The organism is Micromonospora sp. NPDC049359, assembly GCF_044466585.1.
GTDB lineage: Bacteria > Actinomycetota > Actinomycetes > Mycobacteriales > Micromonosporaceae > Micromonospora.
On sequence record NZ_JBITMW010000001.1, the window covers coordinates 1143529 to 1165856 of the forward strand.

Consider the following 22328-nt stretch of genomic DNA (forward strand, 5'->3'; position numbering starts at 1 on the left):
TCGCGGAGTTATCCACAGGGACATCCCCAGGCTGGTGATCGCCGGTCACGTTCCGTGTGGCCGAGACTGTGGGTGCGGCTCAACGACCGAGACGCCGACGGACCATGCCGACAACCTCGGTGATCTCTCCGATCCGCAGCGCCATGGCGAGCCCGAGGTAGGTCCCGCCGATCACGGCGCCACCGATCACGAGCTGAAGGACGGCCTGTATCCAGCTCGGCGTGTCGCCGCCGGGCAGCAGGCTCACCACGAGCAGGCCGACCAGGGCGGCCCCCAACGCGGCCACGAGGACCCGGCCGAGCGTACGCAGGATGGCGCCCATCCCGATCCGGCCGATCCGGGGGCGCAGCAGCCACGCGGAGGCGAACGCCGCCGCCAGGTAGGACACGGCGTTACCGATCATCATCCCGGCCGCCGCGAAGTGCGCGGCGAAGGCGACGTAGAGCACCACCTGCACGCCGATCCGCAGCGCGACCACGGGAATGTTGATCAGCGCCGGGGTGCGGGTGTCCGGCAGGGCGTAGAAGGCGAAGGTGAAGAGCTGGCTGATCGCGAACGGCACCAGTGCCAGGGCCGCGAGGAGCAGCACCAGTGAGGTGTCGGCGGCGTTCTCGTCGGTGAACGCGCCGTACCGGAACAGCGTCACGGCCAGCGGGGTGGCCAGCACCGCGTAGCAGACCGCGATCGGGGCGAGCACCGCCGAGACCGTGCGGGTGCCCCGGGACAGGTCGGCGGCGACGTCGGCGTAGCGGCCGTCGGCGGCCGCCGCGCTCATCCGGGGCATCAACGCCGTGATGATCGAGACGGCGATGATGCCGTGCGCCATCATCAGCAGCAGGAACACGTTGTTGTAGATCAGCGGACCGGCGGCGTTCTCCTTGCCCGCCCTGTTCAGCAGGTTGAACAGCACGATCAGGCCGACCTGGCTGACCGCGACGTAGCAGAACATCCAGCCGCCCAGGCGGCCCAGCTCACGCAGTCCGAGGGTGCGGAAGTCGAATCGGAGCTTCCAGCGGAAGCCGACCTTGCGCAGGGCCGGCAGCAGTCCGGCGGCCTGGATGGCGACACCGACCAGGGTGCCGCCGCCGATCAGCAGGATCCGGCCGGTGGTCATCTCGTCCGGCTTGACGATCGTCGCGCCGAAGATCGCGATGTAGAGGCCCGCCGTGGCGATCACCACGATGTTGTTCAGGATCGGCGCCCACATCGGCGCGGCGAAGTGCCCCCGGGTGTTGAGCACCGCGCTGATCAGGGCGCTGAGACCGGTGAAGAAGATCATCGGCAACATCAGGTACGACAGCGCCGTGACCAGATCCCGGAAGTCCGCCCCGGTCTTCTTGCTGGCGTAGAGCGAGGTCAGCACGGAGGCGAAGGCCACCGCCACCAGCGCCGCCGCGGCCAGCGCCAGCACCGCGAGGGTCAGCAACCGCTGGGCGTACGCCTGTCCGCCGTCGCTGTCGATCTTGCGGCGGCGGACCAGCACCGGGATCAGGACACTGGTGAGGATGCCGCCGAGCAGGAACTCGTACACCATCCCGGGCAGGATCTGGGCGGTCGTGTAGGCGTCACCTACCAGCGCGCCGCCGAGCGCGGCGGTCAGCGCGAGCGTGCGCAGGAAGCCCGTACCCCGGCTGACCAGGCTCCCGATCGCCATCACCGCGCTGTTGGCCGCGGCGCTCGTCTCGCCCACCTGTTCCTGCGGCGGAGCGGTCGACTCCATGGCCGGCTGGTTCAGCGGCTCGGCGGAGATGAAGGTGGCGCCGTCGGAGGGGCGGATGTTGGCTCCCGCACCACCGTCCCGCGCGGCGTTCGCGCTGCGGTAGAGCCCGCCGCTCATCTCCAGCCTCCCAGGGGTACGTCGAGCCGGGCACCGACCCGCACGTCACAGACCTTAGTCAACCCGCACCCGTTACCCGCGCCCGGCGGATCGGATCACACCCCGGCCCGATAGGCTGGCGATCCCATGTCCGAAGCCTCCGCTCCCCACGCCGCCGACCGCCGCGACCTCACCGCCGCGCAGCGCAACGCCGTCGCCGAACTGCTCCGGGTCTCCCCGGTCGCCGACGAGCTGGGCCGCCGTTTCGTCCGTGCCGGCCACGAGCTACACCTGGTGGGCGGTTCGGTACGCGACGCGCTGCTCGGCCGACTCGGCGACGACCTCGACTTCTGCACCGACGCCCACCCCGACGAGACGCTGCGGATCATCAAGGGCTGGGCCGAGTCGATCTGGGAGACCGGCCGCGAGTTCGGCACCATCGGCGCCCAGCGCGACGGCCTCCGGCTGGAGGTCACCACCTTCCGCGCCGAGTCGTACGACCAGGTCAGCCGCAACCCGGTGGTGGTGTACGGCACCAGCCTCGACGAGGACCTGAAGCGGCGCGACTTCACCATCAACGCGATGGCGGTCAGCCTGCCGGACCACCGCTTCACCGATCCGCACGGTGGGCTGGCCGACCTTTCGGCGCAGGTCATCCGTACCCCCAGCACCCCGCGGGAATCCTTCGGCGACGACCCGCTGCGCATGCTGCGGGCCGCCCGGTTCGCCGCCCAACTGCGCTTCGCCGTCCACCCGGACGTGCACGTCGCGATGACCGAGATGGCCGCCGACCTGGACCGGATCACCGCCGAGCGGATCCGTGACGAGTTCACCAAGCTGCTCTGCGGCGCGGACCCGATCACCGGGCTGCGTCTGCTGGTCGACACCGGTCTGGCCGAACGGTTCCTGCCGGAGCTGACCGGGCTGAAGCTGGAGATCGACGAGCACGCCCAGCACAAGGACGTCTACGAGCACACGCTGACGGTGGTCGAGAACGCGGTCTCCTACGAGGAGGAGGGCTGCGACTTCGTCCTGCGGATGGCCGCCCTCATGCACGACGCGGGCAAACCGGCGACGAAGGCCGTCGGGTCCGACGGCCGGGTCAGTTTCCACCACCACGAGGTGGTCGGCGCCCGGCTGACCAAGGCCCGGATGAAGGCGATGCGGTACCCCAAGGAGATCACCGCGAAGGTGACCGCGCTGGTCGCGCTGCACCTGCGCTTCTACGGGTACGGCCGGGGCGAGTGGACCGACTCGGCGGTGCGCCGTTACGTCGCCGACGCCGGTGACCTGCTGCCCCGGCTGCACAAGCTGACCCGCTCGGACTGCACGACCCGCAACCGTCGCAAGGCGGCCCAGCTCGCCGCCGACTACGACGCGCTGGAGGAGCGGATCGCCCGGATCGCCGCCGATGAGGATCTGGCCCGGGTACGCCCCGACCTGGACGGCAACGCGATCATGGAGCTGCTCGGCGTACCTCCGGGGCCGATCGTCGGGCGGGCCTGGAAGCACCTCAAGGAACAGCGCCTGGAGCACGGCCCCTTGGACCGCGACGCCGCCGAGGCGGAGTTGCTGCGCTGGGCCCGCGCCGAAGGCCTGATCCCCTAACCTGCCCCACCCCCGGTCGCGCCGAGCCCCACCGAACGCCGGCAAAGCGTAAGGAAGGGCCCCCTGTTATCGCCTGGCGTTGTATAGGGGGCCCTTCCTTACGCCTCAGGCGTCGAGGGTGGGCTTGGTTGCTCCGTTCGTGGATGCCGAGCCGAGGCGGGCCAGCAGGCCGGCCAGGTCGATGCCGGTGAGGTCGCTGCCGAGCTGCAGACCCTGCGCCACGTTGCCGGCCACCGACTTCGTCAGCGACGACGCGCCGTCGGTGGAGATGACCGTCATCTTGTCGATCGCCCCGATTGGAGCGCTGGCCGCCTCGACGACCTGCGGCAGGACCTTGACCAGCAGGTCCAGCACCGCGGCCTCGCCGTACGCGGCGAACGCCTCGGCCTTGCGCGCCATCGCGTCGGCCTCGGCCCCACCCCGGGCCAGGATGGCCGCCGCCTCGGCCTGACCCTCGCGCTCGACGGCCTCGGCGATCGCGGAACGCCGCCGCTGCTCGGCCTCACCCTCCTTGGCGCCCTCGATCGCGTTCGCCTCGGCGAGGGCCGCCCGTCGGGCCCGCTCGCCCTCACCGGTGAGCCGCGCCTGCTCGGCGGAGGCCTGCGCGGCGGCGATGACGGCCTGGCGCTGCGCGTCCGCGCTGAGCACCGCCGCGTTGCGGGCCGCCTCGGCCTCCTGCTCCACCTTGTACCGGGCGGCGTCGGCCGGCTTGCGCACCTCGGTGTCCAGTTGGCGCTGCTTCAGCTCGGCGTTGCGCTCGGCCACCTTCTGCTGCTCGGAGAGGATGGCCTGGTCCCGTTCCGCCTGGGCGAGCGGCCCGGCCGCGGCCGACCTGGCCTTCGCCGCGTCGATCTCCGCCTGGATGCCGGCCTGCTTGAGGGCCAGGTTGCGGTTCGCCTCGGCGATGGCCTCCTCGGCGAGCAGCCGCTCCTGCTCGGCCTGCTGCCGGGCCCGCGCCTCGGCGATGGCCGCGTCCTTGAGCACCCGGGCGGCCTCGGGGCGGCCCAGGTCCTGCAGGTAGGAGCCCTCGGCGAGGATGTCCTGGAGTTGGAAGGTGTCGAGCACCAGACCCTGGTTGGTCATCGAGTGCTCGGCCTCCTCGGCCACGGCGCTGGCGAACGCCGCCCGGTCCCGGATGACCTCCTCGACGGTGAGCCGGCCGACGATCGAACGCAGCGCGCCCGCCAGCACCTCCCGGGTGAAATTGTCGATCTCGTCCTGTTGGTGCAGGAACCGCTGGGCGGCCGCCCGGATCGCGTCCTCGGTGCCGCCGACCTTGACGATCGCCACGCCGTGCAGGTCGGCACGGATGCCCTGCTTGCTGACCGCGCCCCGGATGCCGACGTCGATCCGTCGGCTGGACAGGTCGAGCGACTGGAGCTTCTGCACCACCGGGAGCACGAAGACCGAGGCGCCGAGCACCACCTTCTGCCCGGAGGTGTCGGTCGACCGGCCGCCGTCGGCGGTGTGCGTGGTGCGTCCCTTGCGGCCCGTGACGATGAATGCCTCATTCGGCCCGGCCACCTTGATCCGGGACAGCACGAACAACACCAGGACGAGCGCGAGGACGACCGCGCCCACGACAGCTATCAACAGGGGCATGAAGGGGGGTCCTGTCTACGAGAAGGAATCAGTACGTCTCGACGTGCACGCTTGTCTCACTCAGCGCCTGCACGACGAAGACCTGCGCGCCGAGCGGGATCGGCTGGTCGGCGCGGGCGTTGAGCTTGATCGGCTGGCCGGCGACGCGTACCCGCACCTCGCCGTACCCGTTGAGGGGCACTGGCGTGACGACCAGGCCGAGCGCGCCGACCAGGTCGTCGCGGGTGGGGGTGGCGTCGGTGCGCATGTTGCGCGCCGCCCGACTGAAGCGCGACGCCAGCCACGCGGTGGGCACGGCCGCGAGCACACCGCCGGCCGCCGCGCCCGCGATCATCCCGGGGGTACGGGCACCCAGCAACTCGTTCACGATCGCTCCGCCGAAGCCGAACGCTCCGGCAAAGCCGGCGACCGTCTCGGTGGAGATCGGGCCGTCCACGTCCGGGTGTCCGAAGTGGAGCAGCCCGCTACCGAGCAGGGCGAGCGCCAGCACCGCGACGCCGGCCCCACCGATGATCAGAAAGATGAGCGTCCCCGTGGCCACGACCTGCACGGTATCGACGCCGCGCAACGCCGATGAACGGTCGATCGGCTCAACGAGGCGCCACGCTCACCTCCAACTCGGACAGCTGTTCGGGCAGCGGCTGGCGGACGAGTTCGCGCCCCGTCGTGTCGGCCAGCACGACGTCACCCTGGTACGGCTGCCGGTAGAGCAGTCGGTCGTCTTCGACCCAGGCGGCGTCGGCGACCGGCAGCGGATTGACGACCCGCCCGGTGGCGGTCTCCACCAGCAGCGGCTCCTGTTGGCCCTGCACGACGACCAGGCGCCCGTCCGGCGACCAGGCCCACGGTCCGGCGGGATCGCCAGGTAGCGGCTCCGACCGGGTCGGTCGTCCGTCGTCGGCGGAGAACATCTGCACGCCACTTCGGGGGTGCCGGACCGCCTCGGACCGTGGCTTGCCCTGGGCGGTCTGTGGCAGTGCCACCTCCCGGCCGTCCCGGGTCCAGACGAAGGAGCACTGGTCGGTGCAGAAGTAATTCTTCCGGGACACCTCGTGGGTACGCTTCGTGCCGTTCCGCTCGACCACGACGAAGCCGAAGTGGTCCAGCGCGGTGGTGGTGAACAGGAGGCGGCGACCGTCCGGTGACCAGGTCGGGCGGTTCAGCGCACGGCCGACCTCGTGCCAGCGGGTCTTTCCCGTGGCCATGTCGACGAGGCCGACCTCGCGTGGACGGTCTTCCTCGATGACCGCCACCAGAGACCCGGCAGGTGCGGGAAAGATGGCGTCGTAGCGGTCGGTGGGCACGTAGCGGCCCCGGCTCCGGTCCAGCAGGAATCCGCCGCCCGACCCGCCGGCGAACTGTGCCCGGGTCACCACCCAGTTACCGGGCAGCACCAGCGGCGCGGCAGCCCAGTTCGCTCCCGGGGTGGGCCGGATCGAGGGCGACGCCGTGATCGAGGGTGAGGGAGTCACGGTCGGGGGCGGCGTCGCCGGGTTCGGGGCCGGTCGGGGTCGGAGCAGCACGAATGGCACGGCCGTCGCGACGATCGCGACCATTGCCGCCGCGCTGATGACCAGTCGTCGCTGACGGCGCAGCCGGCGACCCCGGCTGAGCGCCTGGCCGGCGAGGCCCGGAGCGGGTGCGGCGCCGTTGGCGAGGTCGCGGACGGCCCGGCGGAGCATCTCGTCCAGATGCGTGGTCATCGCGTCACCCCCGGGCGGTCGGTCAGCTCGTCCAACCCCGGCACCAGGCGTCGGAGCCGGGCCAGCGCCCGGGAGCTCTGGCTGGCGACCGTTCCGGCCCGGCAGCCGAGGAGTGCCGCGGTCTGCTCGACGCTCAGGTCCTCCAGGTAGCGCAGCGTCAGCACGGCCCGTTGCCGTGGCGGCAGCGCCCGCAGAGCCTCCAGCAGCAGCAGGCGCAGATCCGTTTCGCTGCCGTCGTCGTCGGCTGCCGCCAGCTCCGGCACCTGGGCCACGGGCACCTCACTGCGCCGCGCTCGTCGTCGCCAGCCGGACACCTGATCGTGGTAGAGGATGCGTTTGACGTACGGCTCGGCATCGCCCCTGATCCGCGGCCAGCGGGCGTACGCCTTCGCCAGCGCGTTCTGCAGCAGGTCCTCCGCCGCGTGCTGGTTCCCGGCCAGCGCGTACGCGACGCGCAGCAGGGCGGCACCCCGCTCCTCAACGAACGTGGTGAATTCCCCGTCGACCTCCGCCACCGCCCACCTCCGTAGTTCAGACGCCGAGCGGCAGCGGAACTTTGCCTCGTCGCGGGGGACAATGGGTTTGTGCGCTGGACTGTGCTCGACTCGCCGATCGGGGAATTCTCCGTGGCCACCGATGGCACGAGTGTGTGCGGAGCCCACTTCGGTCGGGTGGACACGGCCGTCGAGGAGCCGGGCGATCCGCTGTCCCGGCAGGTCGTGGCCGAGCTGCGGGCGTACTTCGCGGGTGCGTTGACCGCGTTCACGGTTCCCTTGTCGGCCCCGCGCGGCTCCGAGTTCGAGCGGGCGGTGTGGCGGGAGATGACCCGCATTCCGTACGGCGAGACGCTGACGTACGGCCAGGTGGCGCGGCTGGTCGGCGATCCCGGAGCGGCACGGGCGGTGGGGGTGGCCTGCAACCGCAACCCGATCCCCGTGATCGTGCCGTGTCACCGGATCGTCGGCGCGGGCGGCAAGCTGGTCGGTTTCGGCGGCGGCCTGCCGCGCAAGGTCAGGTTGCTGGAGCTGGAGGCGGGGGTGGCTCTGCGGCAGGCCTGGTCCTGACTCGTTGCTCGTTGGCTGCTGAGCGACGCGACACGCCGAACAGGGTGCTGCTGGGCTGCCACCGATCGCCGCACCGGCAGTGCCCGAACGCGGCGAGGGCCGGGTCCTGTCGGACCCGACCCTCGGCCGTGCTGGTGGTTCAGCGGGTCAGCGCTCGACCTCGCCGGCGATGAACTCCTCCACGGCCTGGTGGGCGTCGTGGTCGGCGTACTGCACCGGCGGGGACTTCATGAAGTACGACGAGGCCGACAGGATCGGGCCGCCGATCTTGCGGTCCAGCGCGATCTTCGCGGCCCGGACGGCGTCGATGATGACACCGGCCGAGTTCGGCGAGTCCCACACCTCGAGCTTCAGCTCGGCGTTGAGCGGGGTGTCGCCGAAGGAGCGACCCTCCAGGCGGATGTACGCCCACTTGCGGTCGTCCAGCCACGGCACGTGGTCCGACGGGCCGATGTGCACGTCGCTCTTGCTCATCTCGTGCGGGATCTGCGAGGTCACCGACTGGGTCTTCGAGATCTTCTTCGAGACCAGGCGGTTGCGCTCCAGCATGTTCATGAAGTCCATGTTGCCGCCGAAGTTGAGCTGGTACGTGCGCAGCAGCTCGACACCGCGGTCCTCGAAGAGCTTCGCGAGCGCGCGGTGCACGATGGTGGCGCCGACCTGGCTCTTGATGTCGTCGCCGACGATCGGCAGGCCCGCATCGGTGAACTTCTGCGCCCACTCGGGGTCGGAGGCGATGAAGACCGGCAGGGCGTTGACGAACGCGCAACCGGCGTCGATCGCGGCCTGGGCGTAGAACTTGTCGGCCTGCTCGGAGCCGACCGGCAGGTAGGAGACGACGACGTCGACCTGCGCGTCGCGCAGCGCCTGGGCCACGTCGACCGGGGTGGCGTCGGACTCCTCGACGATCTCGCGGTAGTACTGGCCCAGACCGTCGAAGGTCGGGCCGCGCTGCACGGACACGCCGGTCGGCGGCACGTCGCAGAGCTTGATGGTGTTGTTCTCGCTGGCGACGATCGCCTCCGCGAGGTCCATGCCCACCTTCTTGGCGTCGACGTCGAACGCCGCGACGAACTCAACGTCAGAGACGTGGTAGTCGCCGAAGGTGACGTGCATGAGACCCGGGACGCGGTCGTTCGGGTCGGCGTTGCGGTAGTACTCGACGCCCTGAACCAGGGACGAGGCGCAGTTACCCACACCGACGATGGCGACGCGGACGGAGCCCATAGCGTCTGCCTCCTTCTTTTCTGTCACGGCCGCTCTTTCCTGGTCTCTCCAGGCGGAGGCGGGCTGTTGTCTTCTCGTCGGCCACCGGCTGTCCCCAGGTGGGGGACCGTCGGGGCTCGGCCGGAGCGCTCGTTGGCAATGAGCTCCTCCAGCCAGCGGACCTCACGCTCACAGGCGTCCAGGCCGTGGCGCTGCAGTTCCAAGGTGTAAGCGTCGAGGCGCTCGGCCGCCCGGCCCAGCACGTCGCGAAGGCCTTCACGACGTTCCTCGATCTTGCGGCGGCGACCCTCCAGAATGCGCAGGCGGGTCGCCTGGTCGGTCCGGGCGAAGAACGCGAAGTGCACACCGAAACCCGTGTCGTCGTACGTCTCGGGCCCGGCCTGTGCGATGAGCTGGGCGAAGCGTTCCTTGCCCTCCGCGGTGATTTTGTAGACCACCCGACCTCGTCGGCTGGTCAGCGCGGGAACCTCCTCGGCGGTGGCGGGTGTCTCGGCGGCTTCGGTGATCCAGCCCGCCGCCTGCAACCTGCGCAGGGTCGGGTAGAGCGAGCCGTAGCTGATCGCCGCCCGGATCGCGCCGAGTTTGGCGGTCAACTCCTTGCGCAGCTCATAGCCGTGCATCGGAGACTCCTGCAGGAGGCCGAGGATGGCGAATTCGAGCACGGGCCACCCTCCCTTTACCCTCCGGCGCGGAGCGGTAACCGCCGCGATGTATCGGACCGATACATCGCACGTTAGCGGCTGCCGCCGGCCAGGGCAAACCCCCGTTCCGGGGTGCTTCCGTCACGCATCGTGACCGTGGTCGCCTCGTCGGGCCGGACCGCGTACCCTTCACCGCATGCGTACGCAGCGCCAGATCGTCGACTACTCGCTTCAGAAGCGAGCAGTGCTGCGTGAGCTGATGGCCAGCCGCATCGGTACGTACGACGTGTGTGACGCGTCGCCGTACCTGAAGAACGCTGCACGCTTCCACGGTGAGCCGACCGACCTGCGCTGCCCCATCTGTCGCAGCGAGAATCTGACCCTGGTCCACTACATTTACGGGGACGAACTCAAGCAGTCCGCCGGACAGGCCCGGACGCTCGCCGAGCTGCCCGTACTGGCGATGACGCTACGTGAGTTCCAGGTCTTCGTGGTGGAGGTGTGCCTCGGCTGTGACTGGAACCATCTCGTCGAGCAGTACCTGCTCGGCCGGGACGGTCTCACCGGCGACGGCGACGGTGTTGGCGCTGACGGGCAGGACGCCGCGGCCACCGAAGGCGTGGGTCGGCGGAGGCGAGAGGCGCAACGGTGATCTCAGCGGGTTGGACCGGCTCCGGGGCTGGGGACATGACCCGGGACGGCCGACCACTCGTTGGTCCGATTAGCCCGATTGATTCGGCAATGACCCTGGCGAACCGGCACCCTCGTGCCGGCGGTCCGGGTGAAGCAACTCACGGCAACCCGGTGGCGGCGCTGTCGCGCCCCACCGCGACCGGCAGGGTGTGAAGAATGAACTCGTACGGCGATCCCAGCTCCGCGCGCGGTCGGGCCCAGTACCCGGGCCCGGACGGTGACCCCGGACCGGGCGCGGACGACGCGTACCGCAGACCCGGCGGTGACTCCCGCGCGGGCGGTTGGTCCTCCGCGGAGCCCGCGGCGCCCCCCGGCCGGGCCTCGGTGACACCGAGAGCCGCCGGCGGTCGCGCGTCGGTCGGTGGCTCGGCCTCCGTGCCGCCCCCCGGCGCTGCCGCCGGATCCGCGTCGGTGGGCTCGGCCACGCCCGGCCGCAGCGGTCGGGCCTCGGTGCCGGTGTCGCCGGCACCGGGTGCGGCCGCGGGTCGCGCCGGCGCCGGACGGGCCTCCGTCCCGGTGTCCCCTGCGCCGGGAGCGCCCGCCGGTCGGGCCCGGGTGGGCACCGCCGCCGTCGGCGCCGCCTCGGCGGGCCGGGCCAGTGTCGGCTCCGCGTCGGTGGGTGGCCGTGCCGCGGTCGCCCGGGCGAGCGTCTCGCCGGTCTCCGGCGGGCCGGGTGGTCCCGGCGGTCCGAATGGCCCGGGCGGACCGAACGGGCCCGGTCGCGGTGGCCGGGGCGGTCGCGGCGCGGGTGACCCCGCCGCGGCGGCGCGGGCCAAGAAGCGCAAGCGGATGAACCTGCTGATCGCCGGGTTCGCCGTCTTCATCATGCTCGCCGGTGCCGGCGTGGTCGGGTTCACCTACTACTCGACAAACGTGGTCATGCCCGAGGAACTGCCGCTGCCGCTGTCCACCACGGTGTACGCCAAGGACGGCAAGACCACACTGGCCAGGCTGGGCAGCGAGAACCGCACCTTCGTCACCATCGACCAGATTCCGGAGCACGTGCAGCACGCGGTGGCCGCAGCCGAGGACCGGAACTTCTACCGGCACTCCGGCGTCGACTACAAGGGCATCGTCCGTGCCGCCTGGAACAACGTCTCCAACGGTGACAAGCAGGGCGCGTCGACGATCACCCAGCAGTACGCCCGCAACGCGTTCGAGAATCTCCAGGACGACACGTACGGCCGCAAGGTCAAGGAGGCCATCCTCGCCTCCAAGCTGAACGACGCGTACAGCAAGCCGGAGATCATGCAGCACTACCTCAACGTCATCTACTTCGGACGTGGCGCGTACGGCATCGAGGCGGCGGCACAGACGTACTTCGGCAAGCCGGCGATCAAGCTCACGCCCGCCGAGGGCGCGGTCCTGGCGGCGCTGATCAAGCAGCCGGTGGCGACCGACACCCACAAGGGTTACGACCCGGCGGTCAACCCGACCGACGCGAAGACCCGGTGGGACTACGTGATCGACGGGATGAAGAAGGAGAAGTGGCTGGACCCCGCCGCCCCGATCGCGTACCCGAAGGTGCTGCCACCGAAGAAGGGCGGCAACGGCTTCGGCGTCGACAGCCCTCGGGGCAACGTCATCAACTACGTCCGTCAGGAGATGGACGCGATGGGCCTCTGCTCCGACAGCGGCGCGGAGGGTAAGACGAGCTGTGTCGACGCGCTGCGCGACGGCGGCTACCGGATCACCACGACCATCGACCCGAAGCTCCAGACGGCCGCCGAGAACGTCGCCATGCAGTCGAAGAAGGGCTCGGAGCTCAACGACCAGCCCAAGAACCTGATGGCGGCGGTGGTTTCGATCGACCCGAAGAAGGGCCGGGTGCTCGCCTACTACGGCGGTGACAGTGGCGCCGACTTCGACTACGCCGGCAAGAACACCGACAAGAACGGCGACCTGGCCGGCGGTCACGCTCCGGGCTCGTCGATGAAGGTCTACACCCTGGCCGCCGCGATCGAGGCGGGCATCTCGGTGAAGTCGCACTGGGACCCCACGCCGTACAAGCCCGAGGGTTCCAAGGTCGCGATCGGTAACGCCGGCCGGACCAATCTCAAGTGCGGCAAGTACTGCACCCTCGAAGAGTCGACGATCCAGTCGTACAACGTGCCGTTCTACTGGGTCACCAAGGAGATCGGCGCCGAGAAGGTGGTCGACATGGCGCACAAGGCCGGCGTGACCACCATGTGGGGAGTCGACCCGCCGCAGGCGTTCGACCTGTCGAAGAAGGGGCCGAATCCGTTCGACAACTACACCGGTTTCGGCAAGTACCCGCTCACCGTGTTCGACCACGCGAACGCGATGGCGACGTTCGCCAATGACGGCAAGTACATCAAGGCGCACTTCGTCATCAAGGTGGAGCAGCAGGACAAGAGCAACGGTAAGTGGAAGGTCGTCGGCAGCGAGCGCATCAAGCCCGAGCAGCGGATCGACAAGAAGGTCACCGACGAGGTCACCGCGGTCCTGAAGCAGATTCCCGCGCCCAACAATCTCTCGTTGGAAGGCGGCCGCCAGGCCGCCGCCAAGACGGGCACCTGGGAGTACAACAGCAAGGACAACGCGCACGCCTGGACGGTCGGCTACACCCCGCAGATCGCCACGGCCGTCTGGGTGGGCAGTCGGGACATCAAGAAGCCCGAGATCCGTCTCGCGAGCGGTAAGCCCATCGGCGGTTCGACCCTTCCCGGCCCGATCTGGGAGAAGTACATGAACACCGCCCTCAAGGGTCAGGAGGAGATCCCCCTGCCCACCGTCACCGGTGAGGGCGACATCACCAAGGGCAACGGCAAGGAGCCGGCCGCGCCACCGCCGCCGCCCCCGGGTCAGCCCGGCCAGCCGGGGCAGCCGTGTGACCCGCTGACCAATCCGTTCTGCCCCCGCAACGACGGCAACCCCGGCGGGAACAACCCGGGTGGGCCGGGTGGGCCGGGTGGTCCCGGTGGTCCCGGCGGTCCGAACGGTTAACCGCCACCCGACCTGCCACTGAGCACCCTGGAACAAGAGCCACAGCGCACCCGCCGCCGCCGGCCGGACGACCTGTCCGGCCGGCGGTTGACGTAGTGGCACCGGGCACTTGTCGCTTGTCGACGGTGCGGGTTGTGACCTCGACGGGTACACGAGTACATGACGCACCGCTGCGAGTACGGCAGGATGCCTCTCTATGAGCACCCAGTCGACGCCCGGCATCGACGACGCCGGAACCACCGACCACCCGTCCCGCTCCGACGGGTTCGTTCGCGGCCTGTCCGGCGCCATCGGCGGACCGCTGGGCGACCACGCGACGGCACTGGACCGGCCGGCCGGGCAGGAACGACGATTCTGGACCGCCGTCCGGATCGTCCTGGCGCTGGCCTGCCTCACGCTCGCGCTGCACTGGGTGCAGAAGTCCCCGTGTCAGGACGGCGCGTGGCAGAACAACGTCCAGTACAACCGGTTCTGCTACACGGACGTCCTCGCCCTCTACTACGCCGAGGGCCTCAACGAGGGCAAGGTGCCCTACCGGGATCACCCGGTGGAGTACCCGGTGCTCACCGGCTACTTCATGGGCGCCCTCGGTCTGCCGGTGCACGCGATCGGCAAGGGGGACCCGAGCATCAACCAGGGTCAGTGGTTCTACAACCTGAACGCGCTCGTGCTGGGCGCGCTCGCCGTGGCCACCGTCGCGGTGATCCTCGCGTTGCGCCGACGACGACCCTGGGACGCCGCCCTGTTCGCGCTCGCCCCGGCGTTGCTGCTCACCGCCACCGTCAACTGGGACCTGCTCGCCATCGGGTTGGCGGCGTTCGGTCTGTTGGCCTGGGCCCGGCGACAACCGGTGGTGGCCGGCATGCTGCTCGGGTTGGCCGGCGCGGCGAAACTCTGGCCGCTGTTCCTGCTGGGGCCGATCCTCGTCCTGGCGCTGCGGGCCAACCGGCTCCGCGCCGCGCTCACCGCGCTCGGCGCGGCGGTGGTGGCCGTGGTGCTGGTGAACCTGCCGGCCTACCGCGCCAACCCGGACAACTGGGGTCGGTTCTTCGAGCTGAACACCACTCGGCCGATCGACTGGGGCACGCTCTGGTACATCGGGCGCTACCTCGACGGCAAGGTCGGCAACGACCCCGGCGAGCAGGGCCCGTTCGAATGGTTGAACACCAACATCCCGACCCTCAACACCATCTCGTACGCCCTGTTCGGGCTGGCCTGCATCGGCGTGGCGGTGCTGGCGCTGCGGGCCCCGCGCCGGCCGCGGCTCGCCCAGCTCGCCTTCCTGGTGGTCGCCGCGTTCCTCATCTTCAGCAAGGTCTGGTCCCAGCAGTTCGTGCTCTGGATGCTGCCGCTGGTGGTGCTGGCCCGGCCGAAGTGGGGTGCCTTCCTGGCCTGGCAACTCGCCGAGGTCTGCTACTTCGTGGCCTTCTACGGTGAGCTGCTGGGCGCGGCGACCAGCCGTCCCGTCTTCCCCGAAGGGGTGTTCGTGCTGGCCTCGACGCTGCGGCTGGCGACCGTGGTGACCCTGTGCGTGCTTGTCGTGCGGGAGATCCTGCACCCGGAGCAGGACGCGGTACGCGCCACCTACGCCGACGACCCGGACGGCGGCGTACTGGACGGCGCACCGGACGCCCCCTGGCTGGACCGCTGGCGCCGCCCCGCGACCAATCCCGACCCGGAGCCCGAAACCGCCACCGCCACCGCCACCTGATCCCCAGGACCTGACGCGCCGAACCCACGTCAGGTTTGCGGGGGGAGCCCGCCCGGCGCAGGGATCAAGCCTGACCGCCCGGAGCCGGGCGGGCTCCCCCGCAAACCGCCCCAGCAGGGCGAGCGCATCAGAGCCGATACACCACGGCGTCGCCGACCTCCTGGCGGGTGATGCCGAGCGACTCGACCGGCGCGTCGATGGTGATCTCCCATGGCGTGCCGGGCACCTCGTCGCGTAGCAGCACCACCGTCCGCACGCCGTACGTCCGCAGGTAGTTGACGCTGGTCTGGTCGGGGAACGACTGGCTGGCCCGGCGGAGTTCGTCGAGCTGCCGGGGCGTGAAGCCGCTGCCGCCGTTCGCCACGTCCGGGAACCCACTCGTCGACCAGAGCATGACGTGCTGGTCGATGCCCTGGTCGCTGGGGAGCACGAGCAGCGGACCCTCCGCCGAGCGCATCGCGGCGGGCTGCCTCGGCACCACCGGATGCGGGGTGGCGTTCAACCCTTCGACGGCGACCAGCAGCAGCGGTAACAGCGTGGCGATCCGCAGCCACGGGCCGGGCCAGGACGGCACCCGCTGCGCGGCCAGCTCACGGACCCGGTCGGTGAGGGCGGTGACCGCGCCGGCCGCGAGCAGCGCGAGCAGCAACGTGATCCAGAGCATCAACCGTCCGGGGGTACGCAGCGCGTTCCAGCCCGGCGCGTGCTCGAACAGCGGCACGTAGGTGAAGGTGCCGTCGAAGAAGCGGGTGCCCATCGCGAACACCATCGTGACCAGCACACCGCCGAGCAGGAACAGGCGGTGTCGCAGCCGCCAGACCGAGAAGAACAGCCCGCCGAACGCCAGCGCGTAGAGCACGAAACCCGGCAGCAGTGTCATCTCCGCATGGAACGGCAGCGCCGCGCGGGCACCCTCGTGCAACCCACCCCAGATCCGCGACTCCGCGGGCGCGGTCACGAAGCCGGACGCGGGGGGCGAGAAGATGGAGATGTCGTCGACGGTCCGCTCGGCGTACGGGTGCAGCTCGGTCACCTGGAAGTACGGGAACGCCATCAGCGCCCCCACCCCGGCGAAGAACAACCCGCCGACCAGGTCGGCCACGAGCAGCCGGCGGCCGAACGGCAGGGTACGACCGGACCGCAGCCACTTCACTCCGAACAGCACGGCGGCGACCAGCGCGGCGGCGGCCAGGAAGTACGCGAACGGCAGGCCGATGCCGAAGCCGAGGCTGATCTGCCAGGCCGCCACCAGCCAACCGCCGTACACCCAGCCGTCGTGCCGTCGTTCGGGCCGGTAGCCGTGGCGCAGCGACCAGCCGTGCCCCCGCGCGAGCATCGCGAGGGCCAGCGGGATGCCACCGTTGGAGAGCACGTGCAGGTGCCCGGCCTGGGCGAGCAGCCACGGCGCGTAGGCGTAGCCGACCCCGGCGACGGCGGCGCCGATCCGGCCGGCCCCGAGCTGCCGGGCCAGGGCGTACGCCCCGAGCGTGGCGAGCGCGTGCGCCAGCACGAACATGATGTTGTAGCGCAGCACCGCGTCCTCGGGGCCGCTGCCGAGCATCCCGGCCGGGGCGTAGCCGAGCAGCGTGTCGGAGAACGCGAAGCTCCACAGCTCCGGGAAGAACGTGTTCGACTGCCACAGGCGGGCCGGGTCGGCCAGCAGGATGTGGCCGGACCAGGCCATCTGCCACGCCTGGAGGCTCGGGTCCCAGGTGTCCTGCGGCAGGGTGTAGCGCGGGTAGCGCAGCGTCGGCCAGGTCATCAGCACGGCCAGCGCCAACGAGGCGAGGGCCGCCAGGGTCCACTCGTGGACCAGGGAGCGGCCCACCGGGCGGGCGGCCCGGGTGAGCCAGCTGGGCCGGGGCTCCGGTGCCGAGGCGAACGCCTCCCAGCGGTCGGGGTCGACCGGCTTGGCCTCGTCGGTCGCCTTCGCGGTCGACTCGTCGTCCTTGGCGGTGGCGTCCCTGGCGTCGTCGGCCTTCTTCTCGCCGTCGCTGGTCGTACCGACGGTCGTGGCCTTGTCGGCCTTCTCCGCGCCGCCCCTGGCGCGACCGTTCCTGCCGGGGGTGCCCGTCGCGGCCGTGCCGGCGGTGTTCGCGGCCTGCTCGTCGGCGGCGCTTCTCGCGGCCGTGCTGGCGCTCGTGCGAGCCTTCCCCTGCGCCGGGTCGTCGCGGGTCGCGCCGTTCGTGGTGGTTCCGGGCGAGGCGGCCGGGGTGTCACCGGTGGGCGGCGCGGCCGATCGGATGGGTTGGTCGCCGGTGGACGCGGGCCGAGCCTTCCCCGGCTTGGACTGGCCGGTCGTCATGCTGCCGGGCGCTCCGTCGGGAGCTGCTGGCGCAGGAAGTCGATGTCGGCGGCCTGGCCCTCGACGCCGCCCGGGGTCTCGACGACCACCGGCGCCCCGGCGGCGCGGATCACCGCCACCACCAGCTCCGGGTCGATCGTCCCGCCGTCGAGGTTGTCGTGCCGGTCCTGCCCCGAGTTGAACGCGCCCTTGGAGTTGTTGGCGTGCACCAGGTCGATCCGGCCGGTGATCGCCTTGACCCGGTCGACGAGGCCGAGGAGCTCCTCACCTCCGGCGTACGCGTGGCAGGTGTCCAGGCAGAAGCCGACCTCGTAGTCGCCGACCGCGTCCCAGAGCCGGGCCAGCGCGTCCAGCCGGCGGGCGCACGCGTTGTCGCCGCCGGCCGTGTTCTCGATGAGGACCGGCACGCCGAACCCGCCGGAGTCGGCCGCGTACGCGAAGGTCTTGCGCCAGTTGTCGAAGCCGACCGCCAGGTCGTCTCCGGCGTTGACGTGCCCACCGTGGACGATCAGGCCCTTGGCGGCGATCTCGGCCGCCGCGGTCGCGTGCCCGAGCAGCAGCTTGCGACTGGGGATCCGGATGCGGTTGTTGAGGGTCGCCACGTTGATGACGTACGGCGCGTGCACGTAGAGGTCGACGTCGGTGGCCCGCAGCCGCTCGGCGTCCTCCCGAGGCTTGGGTGCCTTCCATCCCTGCGGGTCGGAGAGGAAGAACTGCACGGTGTCGGCGGACCGTGCTGCTGCCTCCGCCAGCGGGTCGGTCGAATCGACGTGGGCTCCGATACGCATGGCAGCGAGCCTACGTCGGGACCACGGCGGGTGTGCTGACGGTCGGCGCGATGTCGTCACTCCGGCCGTCGGACGATCGTTGAGGGGATGGGATCCGACGAGCGGGGCCCGGGGCTGGGCGCGACGAGGTGCCCGGGTACGGCCAGCGGGTGTTCGTCGGCCCGACAGCGAGGTCACCCCTGCGGCGCGGCCCGGCGTCGCGGGGGGAGACCCGTCGTAGTGCCAGATCGGCCCGGATCCACAATCTCGGAAATTTCTGCCTTTTCGCCCTACACGGGACGACACCCGTTGTATCGTCAGATAACAACACGATAAAGCTCCGCGGGGCGTCTCCGGTCCAACCTCATCGGTGTGGTCGTTCCTCCCCAGGTCCCACCCAAGGAATGCGGACGGGACGCTCCGCGGCCTCGTTGACGGGGGCTCGCCACCGACCAGTGACGGTCGGGCGGCGGGCCCCCGTCGGCATGTCCGGGGCACTGGCCCGACCACCCCGGGCATGATCGTCCGGACCGGGTATCCTGGTCAGGTTGTCCGCGTCCGGCCGGGTTCCCCCGGCACGTGCGGGCAGCGACGCACGACCTCCTGCCACGGAAGGACCGTGGCCGCTTAGCCCACAGGAGGTGAGCACGTCTTGCGTCATTACGAGATCATGGTGATCCTCGACCCCAGCCTCGAGGAGCGCACCGTCGCCCCGTCGCTCGACACGTACCTGAACGTGATTCGGACCGCGGGTGGCTCGGTTGAGAAGACGGACGTGTGGGGCCGCCGGCGCCTCGCGTTCGAGATCAACAAAAAGGCCGAGGGCATCTACGCCGTCGTCGACCTGCAGGCCACGCCTGCTGCCGTGGCTGAGCTGGACCGTCAGCTCCGGCTGAACGAGTCCGTGCTGCGCACCAAGGTCATCCGGCCGGAGATGCGCTAAGCATTCTGTCCGGCATTCAACCCGGTTCGCCCGGATCAGCCTCCGCGACTCTGTCGTACGGCTCTGAGAGCCTGTACGACGAGACGCTGAGTGCGCGAGGAGATGGTCATGGCAGGAGACACCACCATCACGGTCATCGGCAATCTGACCGATGACCCCGAGTTGCGGTTCACCCCCTCCGGGGCTGCGGTCGCCAAGTTCCGTATCGCCTCGACGCCCCGATTCATGGACAAGGCGTCGGGCGAGTGGAAGGACGGCGAGCCGCTGTTCCTCGCTTGCACCGTCTGGCGGCAGGCCGCCGAGCACGTCGCCGAGTCGCTGCAGCGCGGCGCTCGGGTGATCGTCTCGGGCCGGCTGCGTCAGCGGTCATACGAGACCCGCGAGGGTGAGAAGCGCACCGTCATCGAGCTTGAGGTCGACGAGATCGGCCCGTCGCTGCGCTACGCCACGGCGAAGGTGCAGAAGATGTCCCGCTCCGGTGGCGGTGGCGGCGGCTTCGGTGGTGGCGGCGGTGGTGGTGGCCAGGGTGGCGGCGGAGGCAACTTCGACGACCCCTGGGCTTCGGCCGCACCCTCTCCCGCGCGTGCCGGTTCGGGCGGCAACTTCGACGAGGAGCCTCCGTTCTAATGGCGCCGAGCGCCCGCGATCGCAAACCAGGAGCAAGGTCAATGGCCAAGGCTGCGGCACTTCGCAAGCCTAAGAAGAAGGTGAACCCGCTCGACAAGGACGGGATCACCTACATCGATTACAAGGACACGGCGCTGCTGCGCAAGTTCATCTCCGACCGCGGCAAGATCCGCGCTCGGCGGGTCACCGGCGTGACCTCGCAGCAGCAGCGGCAGATCGCCCGCGCGGTCAAGAACGCCCGCGAGATGGCGCTCCTGCCGTACACCGCAACGGCCCGCTGAGAGGAGGCACCGATATGAAGATCATCCTGACTCAGGAAGTGTCCGGCCTCGGTGCCCCGGGCGACATCGTCGAGGTCAAGGACGGCTTCGGCCGTAACTACCTGCTGCCGCAGGGCTTCGCGATCGCCTGGACCAAGGGCGCGGAAAAGCAGGTCACGGTCATCAAGCGGGCCCGCTCGGCCCGTGAGATCCGCGACCTCGACCACGCCAACGAGGTCAAGGGCCAGCTCGAGGGTCTCAAGGTCAACCTGAAGGCCCGTGCCGGCGACGGCGGGCGGCTCTTCGGCTCGGTCACCTCGGCCGAGATCGTCGACGCCGTCAAGGGCGCCGGCGGTCCGGTCCTCGACCGTCGTCGGCTGGAGGTGCCCGGTCACATCAAGTCGACCGGCACCTACCCGGTGAAGATCAAGCTGCACCCCGAGGTCACCGCGTCGTTCAACCTGAACGTCGTTCAGGGCTGACGACCCGCTGGACCACGACGAAGGCCCGCACCGAGCGATCGGTGCGGGCCTTCGCGCATACGCCACAAGTGATCCGGCTCGCCAGCCTCAGCCGATCGGTTGACCGGTCACCGCGCTGATCAGCACCGTGGACAGACCACCACCGACCACCGCCGCGGCGAGCGCGATCGTCGCCGACCGCCACGTCGTGCCGACCCGCCGCAGCAGCGCAGCCACCACCAGGCTGCTCACCAGCGCCAACCCGAAACGCGGGGAACCGGCGAGCAACGACTCCAACGCACGGGACCGTGCGGAGTCGCAGCCACCCCCGGAGATGTCGGTGACACAACCGGCGGGCGCCTGCCCGTCCAGCGTCAGCAACCACAGGAAGATCAGCACGGCCGGCACCACGTAGCAGGCGGTGGTGTACAGCAGCGGCCGGACCGACCCACCGGGATCAGGGTCGAGGAGGTCATCCTCCAGACGCCGCGCCCAGCCGCCCGCCGCCACCGACTCGACCCGCCGCCGCACCGCCGCCGTACCGACCGGCGACCGGTCCGCCCGACGCACGGTGCCGGAAGGGGGTACGGGCGCACTACGCGGTCGCGGGGCGGTGTAACCCACCACCGGCGACCGAGGCGCCGACGTCGTCGTGGTGTCCATCCAGCGCGGATCGTCACCGGACAACCGCGTACCGGGCCAGAAACCGCTGTCCCGGCTCGGCCATCCCTCCGTCAGTCGATCCGAGCGGGGTGGCAGCGTCCGGTCCCACTGGTCGTCCTCGACCGCAGACCGCTCCCACTGGCCGGTGCGGTCCGACCGCTCCCAACCACCGACACTCTCCCCCTGCGACCACTGCCCGCTCAGGTCCGTGGTGTCCGGGCCGGGCGGCGGCCACGCGTGCACGCCCGACGCGTCCCACGGGTCCACCGCGGGCGCGTACGACGGATCCGGCTCCGCCGGCCGCTCCGACCCGCGTTCCCAGGGATCGACCGCCGGACGAGTCCACGACTCCTCCGCCGCGCGCCGGCTGCGCCGCGTCGGTCGGCTCACCTCCGGGCGGGACGTCGCCTCGGCCGGGCCGGCCTCCAGGTCCCCACCGGACCAGATCACCTGCGGACGACCGGCCGGCGCACGACGGGGACGACGGTCGGCGGCCGCACCGGAGACCGGCTCCTCCTCCGCCGAGTCGGCGCGTCGGCGGCCCGCATAGCCCTGCTCCTGGGGACGGTCGAGCGTCCACTCCCGGGTGTGGTCCGATTCGGGGCCCGCGCCGATCGCTGGCTGCTCGCGCCGACCACCCGCCCCGATCGCCGGCTGCTCGCGCCGACCGCTCGCACCGATCGCCCGCTGCTCGCGCCGACCGCTCGCGTCAGCCCGGCGTCTGCCCGTCGTCTCGGCGCTGCGCCAACCGGCGCCGGAGCTCGGACGCTCCGGCTCCACCTCGTCCTGTGCCTCGTCGGGCGCGGCGTGTCGTCCACCACCGTCGGCACGCTGGACCCCCGATTCCAGCGCCCACCGCGGCAGGTAGGCGTCGACCGGCTCGTCCTGCCCACGGTCCCGCGCACGCCGCCGACTGGAGGTGCGGTAGGGCGCGTCCTCGTCGTACGGATCGGCCGGAGCGGGCAGCGCGGGCTGACCCCACGAGGCGGTTGACGGACGCTCCCGCGGGCTGCCCTCCCCGCGTCCCCAGTCCCGGTAACTCACGGCCGGAGTGTGACCCTTCTGAACCCAAAGCGTGATCCGCTGTCCAGGTGTAGCCGTTCGCTGGAGATAGTACGGGAAGATCGTGTAAAAGAACCGACCGAAATATTCTCCTCCACAGGGTGGGGACCGCATATCGCCAGGTCAACGACCTGCGGCCGAGAATTCCCCAGCGGTTGTCCACAGGCTGTGCACACCCTGCGCACATGCTCGCCCACCGGCGTCCACA

At 70.7% G+C, this 22328-nt stretch carries 19 protein-coding genes; 9 read left to right on the forward strand and 10 right to left on the reverse strand.

Annotated features, from left to right (window positions below; genetic code table 11):
- Positions 1 to 79: 79 nt before the first annotated feature.
- Positions 80 to 1837 (reverse strand): murein biosynthesis integral membrane protein MurJ, encoded by a 1758-nt coding sequence (gene murJ / locus ACIBTX_RS05330; protein ID WP_357171755.1) that lies wholly within the window; start codon positions 1835 to 1837, stop codon positions 80 to 82.
- Between the two features lie 126 nt (positions 1838 to 1963).
- On the opposite strand from murJ, the gene ACIBTX_RS05335 reads away from it, so the two are divergent.
- The gene (locus ACIBTX_RS05335) at positions 1964 to 3424 is read left to right on the forward strand and encodes a CCA tRNA nucleotidyltransferase (protein ID WP_357131332.1); all 1461 of its coding nucleotides are present in this window, start codon (positions 1964 to 1966) and stop codon (positions 3422 to 3424) included.
- Positions 3425 to 3529: 105 nt separating this feature from the next.
- Here the strand turns inward: ACIBTX_RS05335 and ACIBTX_RS05340 are convergent, their stop codons facing one another.
- From ACIBTX_RS05340 to ACIBTX_RS05355, 4 genes are read right to left on the reverse strand one after another with little or no spacing between them, the layout of a single operon-like run.
- Positions 3530 to 5026 carry an SPFH domain-containing protein gene (locus ACIBTX_RS05340; RefSeq protein ID WP_357131335.1) on the reverse strand — a complete coding sequence of 499 codons (1497 nt, stop codon included), beginning with the start codon at positions 5024 to 5026 and terminating at the stop codon, positions 3530 to 3532.
- A 28-nt stretch (positions 5027 to 5054) separates the two neighbouring features.
- Positions 5055 to 5576 carry a hypothetical protein gene (locus tag ACIBTX_RS05345; RefSeq protein WP_357131797.1) on the reverse strand — a complete coding sequence of 174 codons (522 nt, stop codon included), beginning with the start codon at positions 5574 to 5576 and terminating at the stop codon, positions 5055 to 5057.
- 40 nt (positions 5577 to 5616) lie between these two features.
- Positions 5617 to 6729: a hypothetical protein gene (locus ACIBTX_RS05350; protein ID WP_396832070.1), complete on the reverse strand. Its 1113-nt coding sequence runs from the start codon at positions 6727 to 6729 to the stop codon at positions 5617 to 5619.
- Positions 6726 to 7244, reverse strand: coding sequence for a SigE family RNA polymerase sigma factor (locus ACIBTX_RS05355; RefSeq protein WP_357131341.1), 519 nt, complete (start codon positions 7242 to 7244; stop codon positions 6726 to 6728). The genes ACIBTX_RS05350 and ACIBTX_RS05355 overlap by 4 nt, the downstream gene beginning before the upstream one ends.
- 69 nt (positions 7245 to 7313) lie before the next feature.
- On the opposite strand from ACIBTX_RS05355, the gene ACIBTX_RS05360 reads away from it, so the two are divergent.
- Positions 7314 to 7793 (forward strand): methylated-DNA--[protein]-cysteine S-methyltransferase, encoded by a 480-nt coding sequence (locus ACIBTX_RS05360; RefSeq protein WP_357131344.1) that lies wholly within the window; start codon positions 7314 to 7316, stop codon positions 7791 to 7793.
- A 147-nt stretch (positions 7794 to 7940) separates the two neighbouring features.
- Here ACIBTX_RS05360 and ACIBTX_RS05365 read toward each other — a convergent pair whose 3' ends face one another.
- Both ACIBTX_RS05365 and ACIBTX_RS05370 read right to left on the reverse strand, forming a co-directional pair.
- Positions 7941 to 9020, reverse strand: a complete 1080-nt coding sequence (locus tag ACIBTX_RS05365; protein ID WP_357131347.1) for an inositol-3-phosphate synthase — start codon at positions 9018 to 9020, stop codon at positions 7941 to 7943.
- A 23-nt stretch (positions 9021 to 9043) separates the two neighbouring features.
- On the reverse strand, positions 9044 to 9682 hold the full coding sequence (locus tag ACIBTX_RS05370; protein WP_355048596.1) for a PadR family transcriptional regulator: 639 nt from the start codon (positions 9680 to 9682) through the stop codon (positions 9044 to 9046).
- A gap of 175 nt (positions 9683 to 9857) precedes the next feature.
- Here ACIBTX_RS05370 and ACIBTX_RS05375 point away from each other — a divergent pair, with 175 nt between their 5' ends.
- The 3 genes from ACIBTX_RS05375 (at position 9858) to ACIBTX_RS05385 (ending at position 15032) form a co-directional block, all read left to right on the forward strand.
- Complete coding sequence (locus ACIBTX_RS05375) at positions 9858 to 10313, forward strand: DUF5318 domain-containing protein (RefSeq protein WP_357131351.1); 456 nt, start codon at positions 9858 to 9860, stop codon at positions 10311 to 10313.
- Positions 10314 to 10510: 197 nt separating this feature from the next.
- Entirely contained in the window at positions 10511 to 13321 is a 2811-nt protein-coding gene (locus ACIBTX_RS05380) for a transglycosylase domain-containing protein (RefSeq protein ID WP_396832071.1), read from the forward strand.
- Between the two features lie 196 nt (positions 13322 to 13517).
- Positions 13518 to 15032 (forward strand): glycosyltransferase family 87 protein, encoded by a 1515-nt coding sequence (locus ACIBTX_RS05385; RefSeq protein WP_396832072.1) that lies wholly within the window; start codon positions 13518 to 13520, stop codon positions 15030 to 15032.
- Between the two features lie 127 nt (positions 15033 to 15159).
- On the opposite strand, the gene ACIBTX_RS05390 is transcribed toward ACIBTX_RS05385, so the two are convergent.
- Both ACIBTX_RS05390 and ACIBTX_RS05395 read right to left on the reverse strand, forming a co-directional pair.
- On the reverse strand, positions 15160 to 17337 hold the full coding sequence (locus tag ACIBTX_RS05390) for a hypothetical protein (protein WP_396832073.1): 2178 nt from the start codon (positions 17335 to 17337) through the stop codon (positions 15160 to 15162).
- Positions 17334 to 18125: a deoxyribonuclease IV gene (locus ACIBTX_RS05395; RefSeq protein ID WP_357131363.1), complete on the reverse strand. Its 792-nt coding sequence runs from the start codon at positions 18123 to 18125 to the stop codon at positions 17334 to 17336. The genes ACIBTX_RS05390 and ACIBTX_RS05395 overlap by 4 nt, the downstream gene beginning before the upstream one ends.
- Before the next feature lie 631 nt (positions 18126 to 18756).
- Between ACIBTX_RS05395 and rpsF the strand changes: the two genes are divergently transcribed.
- The 4 genes from rpsF (at position 18757) to rplI (ending at position 20416) form a co-directional block, all read left to right on the forward strand.
- Positions 18757 to 19047 (forward strand): 30S ribosomal protein S6, encoded by a 291-nt coding sequence (rpsF, locus tag ACIBTX_RS05400; RefSeq protein ID WP_007453836.1) that lies wholly within the window; start codon positions 18757 to 18759, stop codon positions 19045 to 19047.
- Positions 19048 to 19137: 90 nt separating this feature from the next.
- On the forward strand, positions 19138 to 19674 hold the full coding sequence (locus ACIBTX_RS05405; protein WP_357131366.1) for a single-stranded DNA-binding protein: 537 nt from the start codon (positions 19138 to 19140) through the stop codon (positions 19672 to 19674).
- A gap of 41 nt (positions 19675 to 19715) precedes the next feature.
- On the forward strand, positions 19716 to 19955 hold the full coding sequence (rpsR, locus tag ACIBTX_RS05410) for a 30S ribosomal protein S18 (RefSeq protein WP_007073789.1): 240 nt from the start codon (positions 19716 to 19718) through the stop codon (positions 19953 to 19955).
- Positions 19956 to 19969: 14 nt separating this feature from the next.
- The gene (rplI, locus tag ACIBTX_RS05415) at positions 19970 to 20416 is read left to right on the forward strand and encodes a 50S ribosomal protein L9 (RefSeq protein ID WP_007453817.1); all 447 of its coding nucleotides are present in this window, start codon (positions 19970 to 19972) and stop codon (positions 20414 to 20416) included.
- Positions 20417 to 20503: 87 nt separating this feature from the next.
- Here the strand turns inward: rplI and ACIBTX_RS05420 are convergent, their stop codons facing one another.
- A complete protein-coding gene (locus ACIBTX_RS05420) occupies positions 20504 to 22102 on the reverse strand; it encodes a hypothetical protein (RefSeq protein ID WP_357171766.1) in 1599 nt (532 codons plus the stop codon).
- Positions 22103 to 22328: the final 226 nt, after the last annotated feature.

What these genes read in the sequence shown, in the direction of transcription:
- ACIBTX_RS05380 (WP_396832071.1), top strand. Translation starts at nt 10,511, where the DNA reads ATGAACTCGTACGGCGATCCCAGCTCCGCGCGCGGTCGGGCCCAGTAC.
- ACIBTX_RS05385 (WP_396832072.1), top strand. Translation starts at nt 13,518, where the DNA reads ATGAGCACCCAGTCGACGCCCGGCATCGACGACGCCGGAACCACCGAC.
- murJ (WP_357171755.1), bottom strand. Translation starts at nt 1,837, where the DNA reads ATGAGCGGCGGGCTCTACCGCAGCGCGAACGCCGCGCGGGACGGTGGT.
- rplI (WP_007453817.1), top strand. Translation starts at nt 19,970, where the DNA reads ATGAAGATCATCCTGACTCAGGAAGTGTCCGGCCTCGGTGCCCCGGGC.
- ACIBTX_RS05375 (WP_357131351.1), top strand. Translation starts at nt 9,858, where the DNA reads ATGCGTACGCAGCGCCAGATCGTCGACTACTCGCTTCAGAAGCGAGCA.
- ACIBTX_RS05350 (WP_396832070.1), bottom strand. Translation starts at nt 6,729, where the DNA reads ATGACCACGCATCTGGACGAGATGCTCCGCCGGGCCGTCCGCGACCTC.
- ACIBTX_RS05395 (WP_357131363.1), bottom strand. Translation starts at nt 18,125, where the DNA reads ATGCGTATCGGAGCCCACGTCGATTCGACCGACCCGCTGGCGGAGGCA.
- ACIBTX_RS05390 (WP_396832073.1), bottom strand. Translation starts at nt 17,337, where the DNA reads ATGACGACCGGCCAGTCCAAGCCGGGGAAGGCTCGGCCCGCGTCCACC.
- ACIBTX_RS05335 (WP_357131332.1), top strand. Translation starts at nt 1,964, where the DNA reads ATGTCCGAAGCCTCCGCTCCCCACGCCGCCGACCGCCGCGACCTCACC.
- ACIBTX_RS05365 (WP_357131347.1), bottom strand. Translation starts at nt 9,020, where the DNA reads ATGGGCTCCGTCCGCGTCGCCATCGTCGGTGTGGGTAACTGCGCCTCG.
- ACIBTX_RS05340 (WP_357131335.1), bottom strand. Translation starts at nt 5,026, where the DNA reads ATGCCCCTGTTGATAGCTGTCGTGGGCGCGGTCGTCCTCGCGCTCGTC.
- rpsR (WP_007073789.1), top strand. Translation starts at nt 19,716, where the DNA reads ATGGCCAAGGCTGCGGCACTTCGCAAGCCTAAGAAGAAGGTGAACCCG.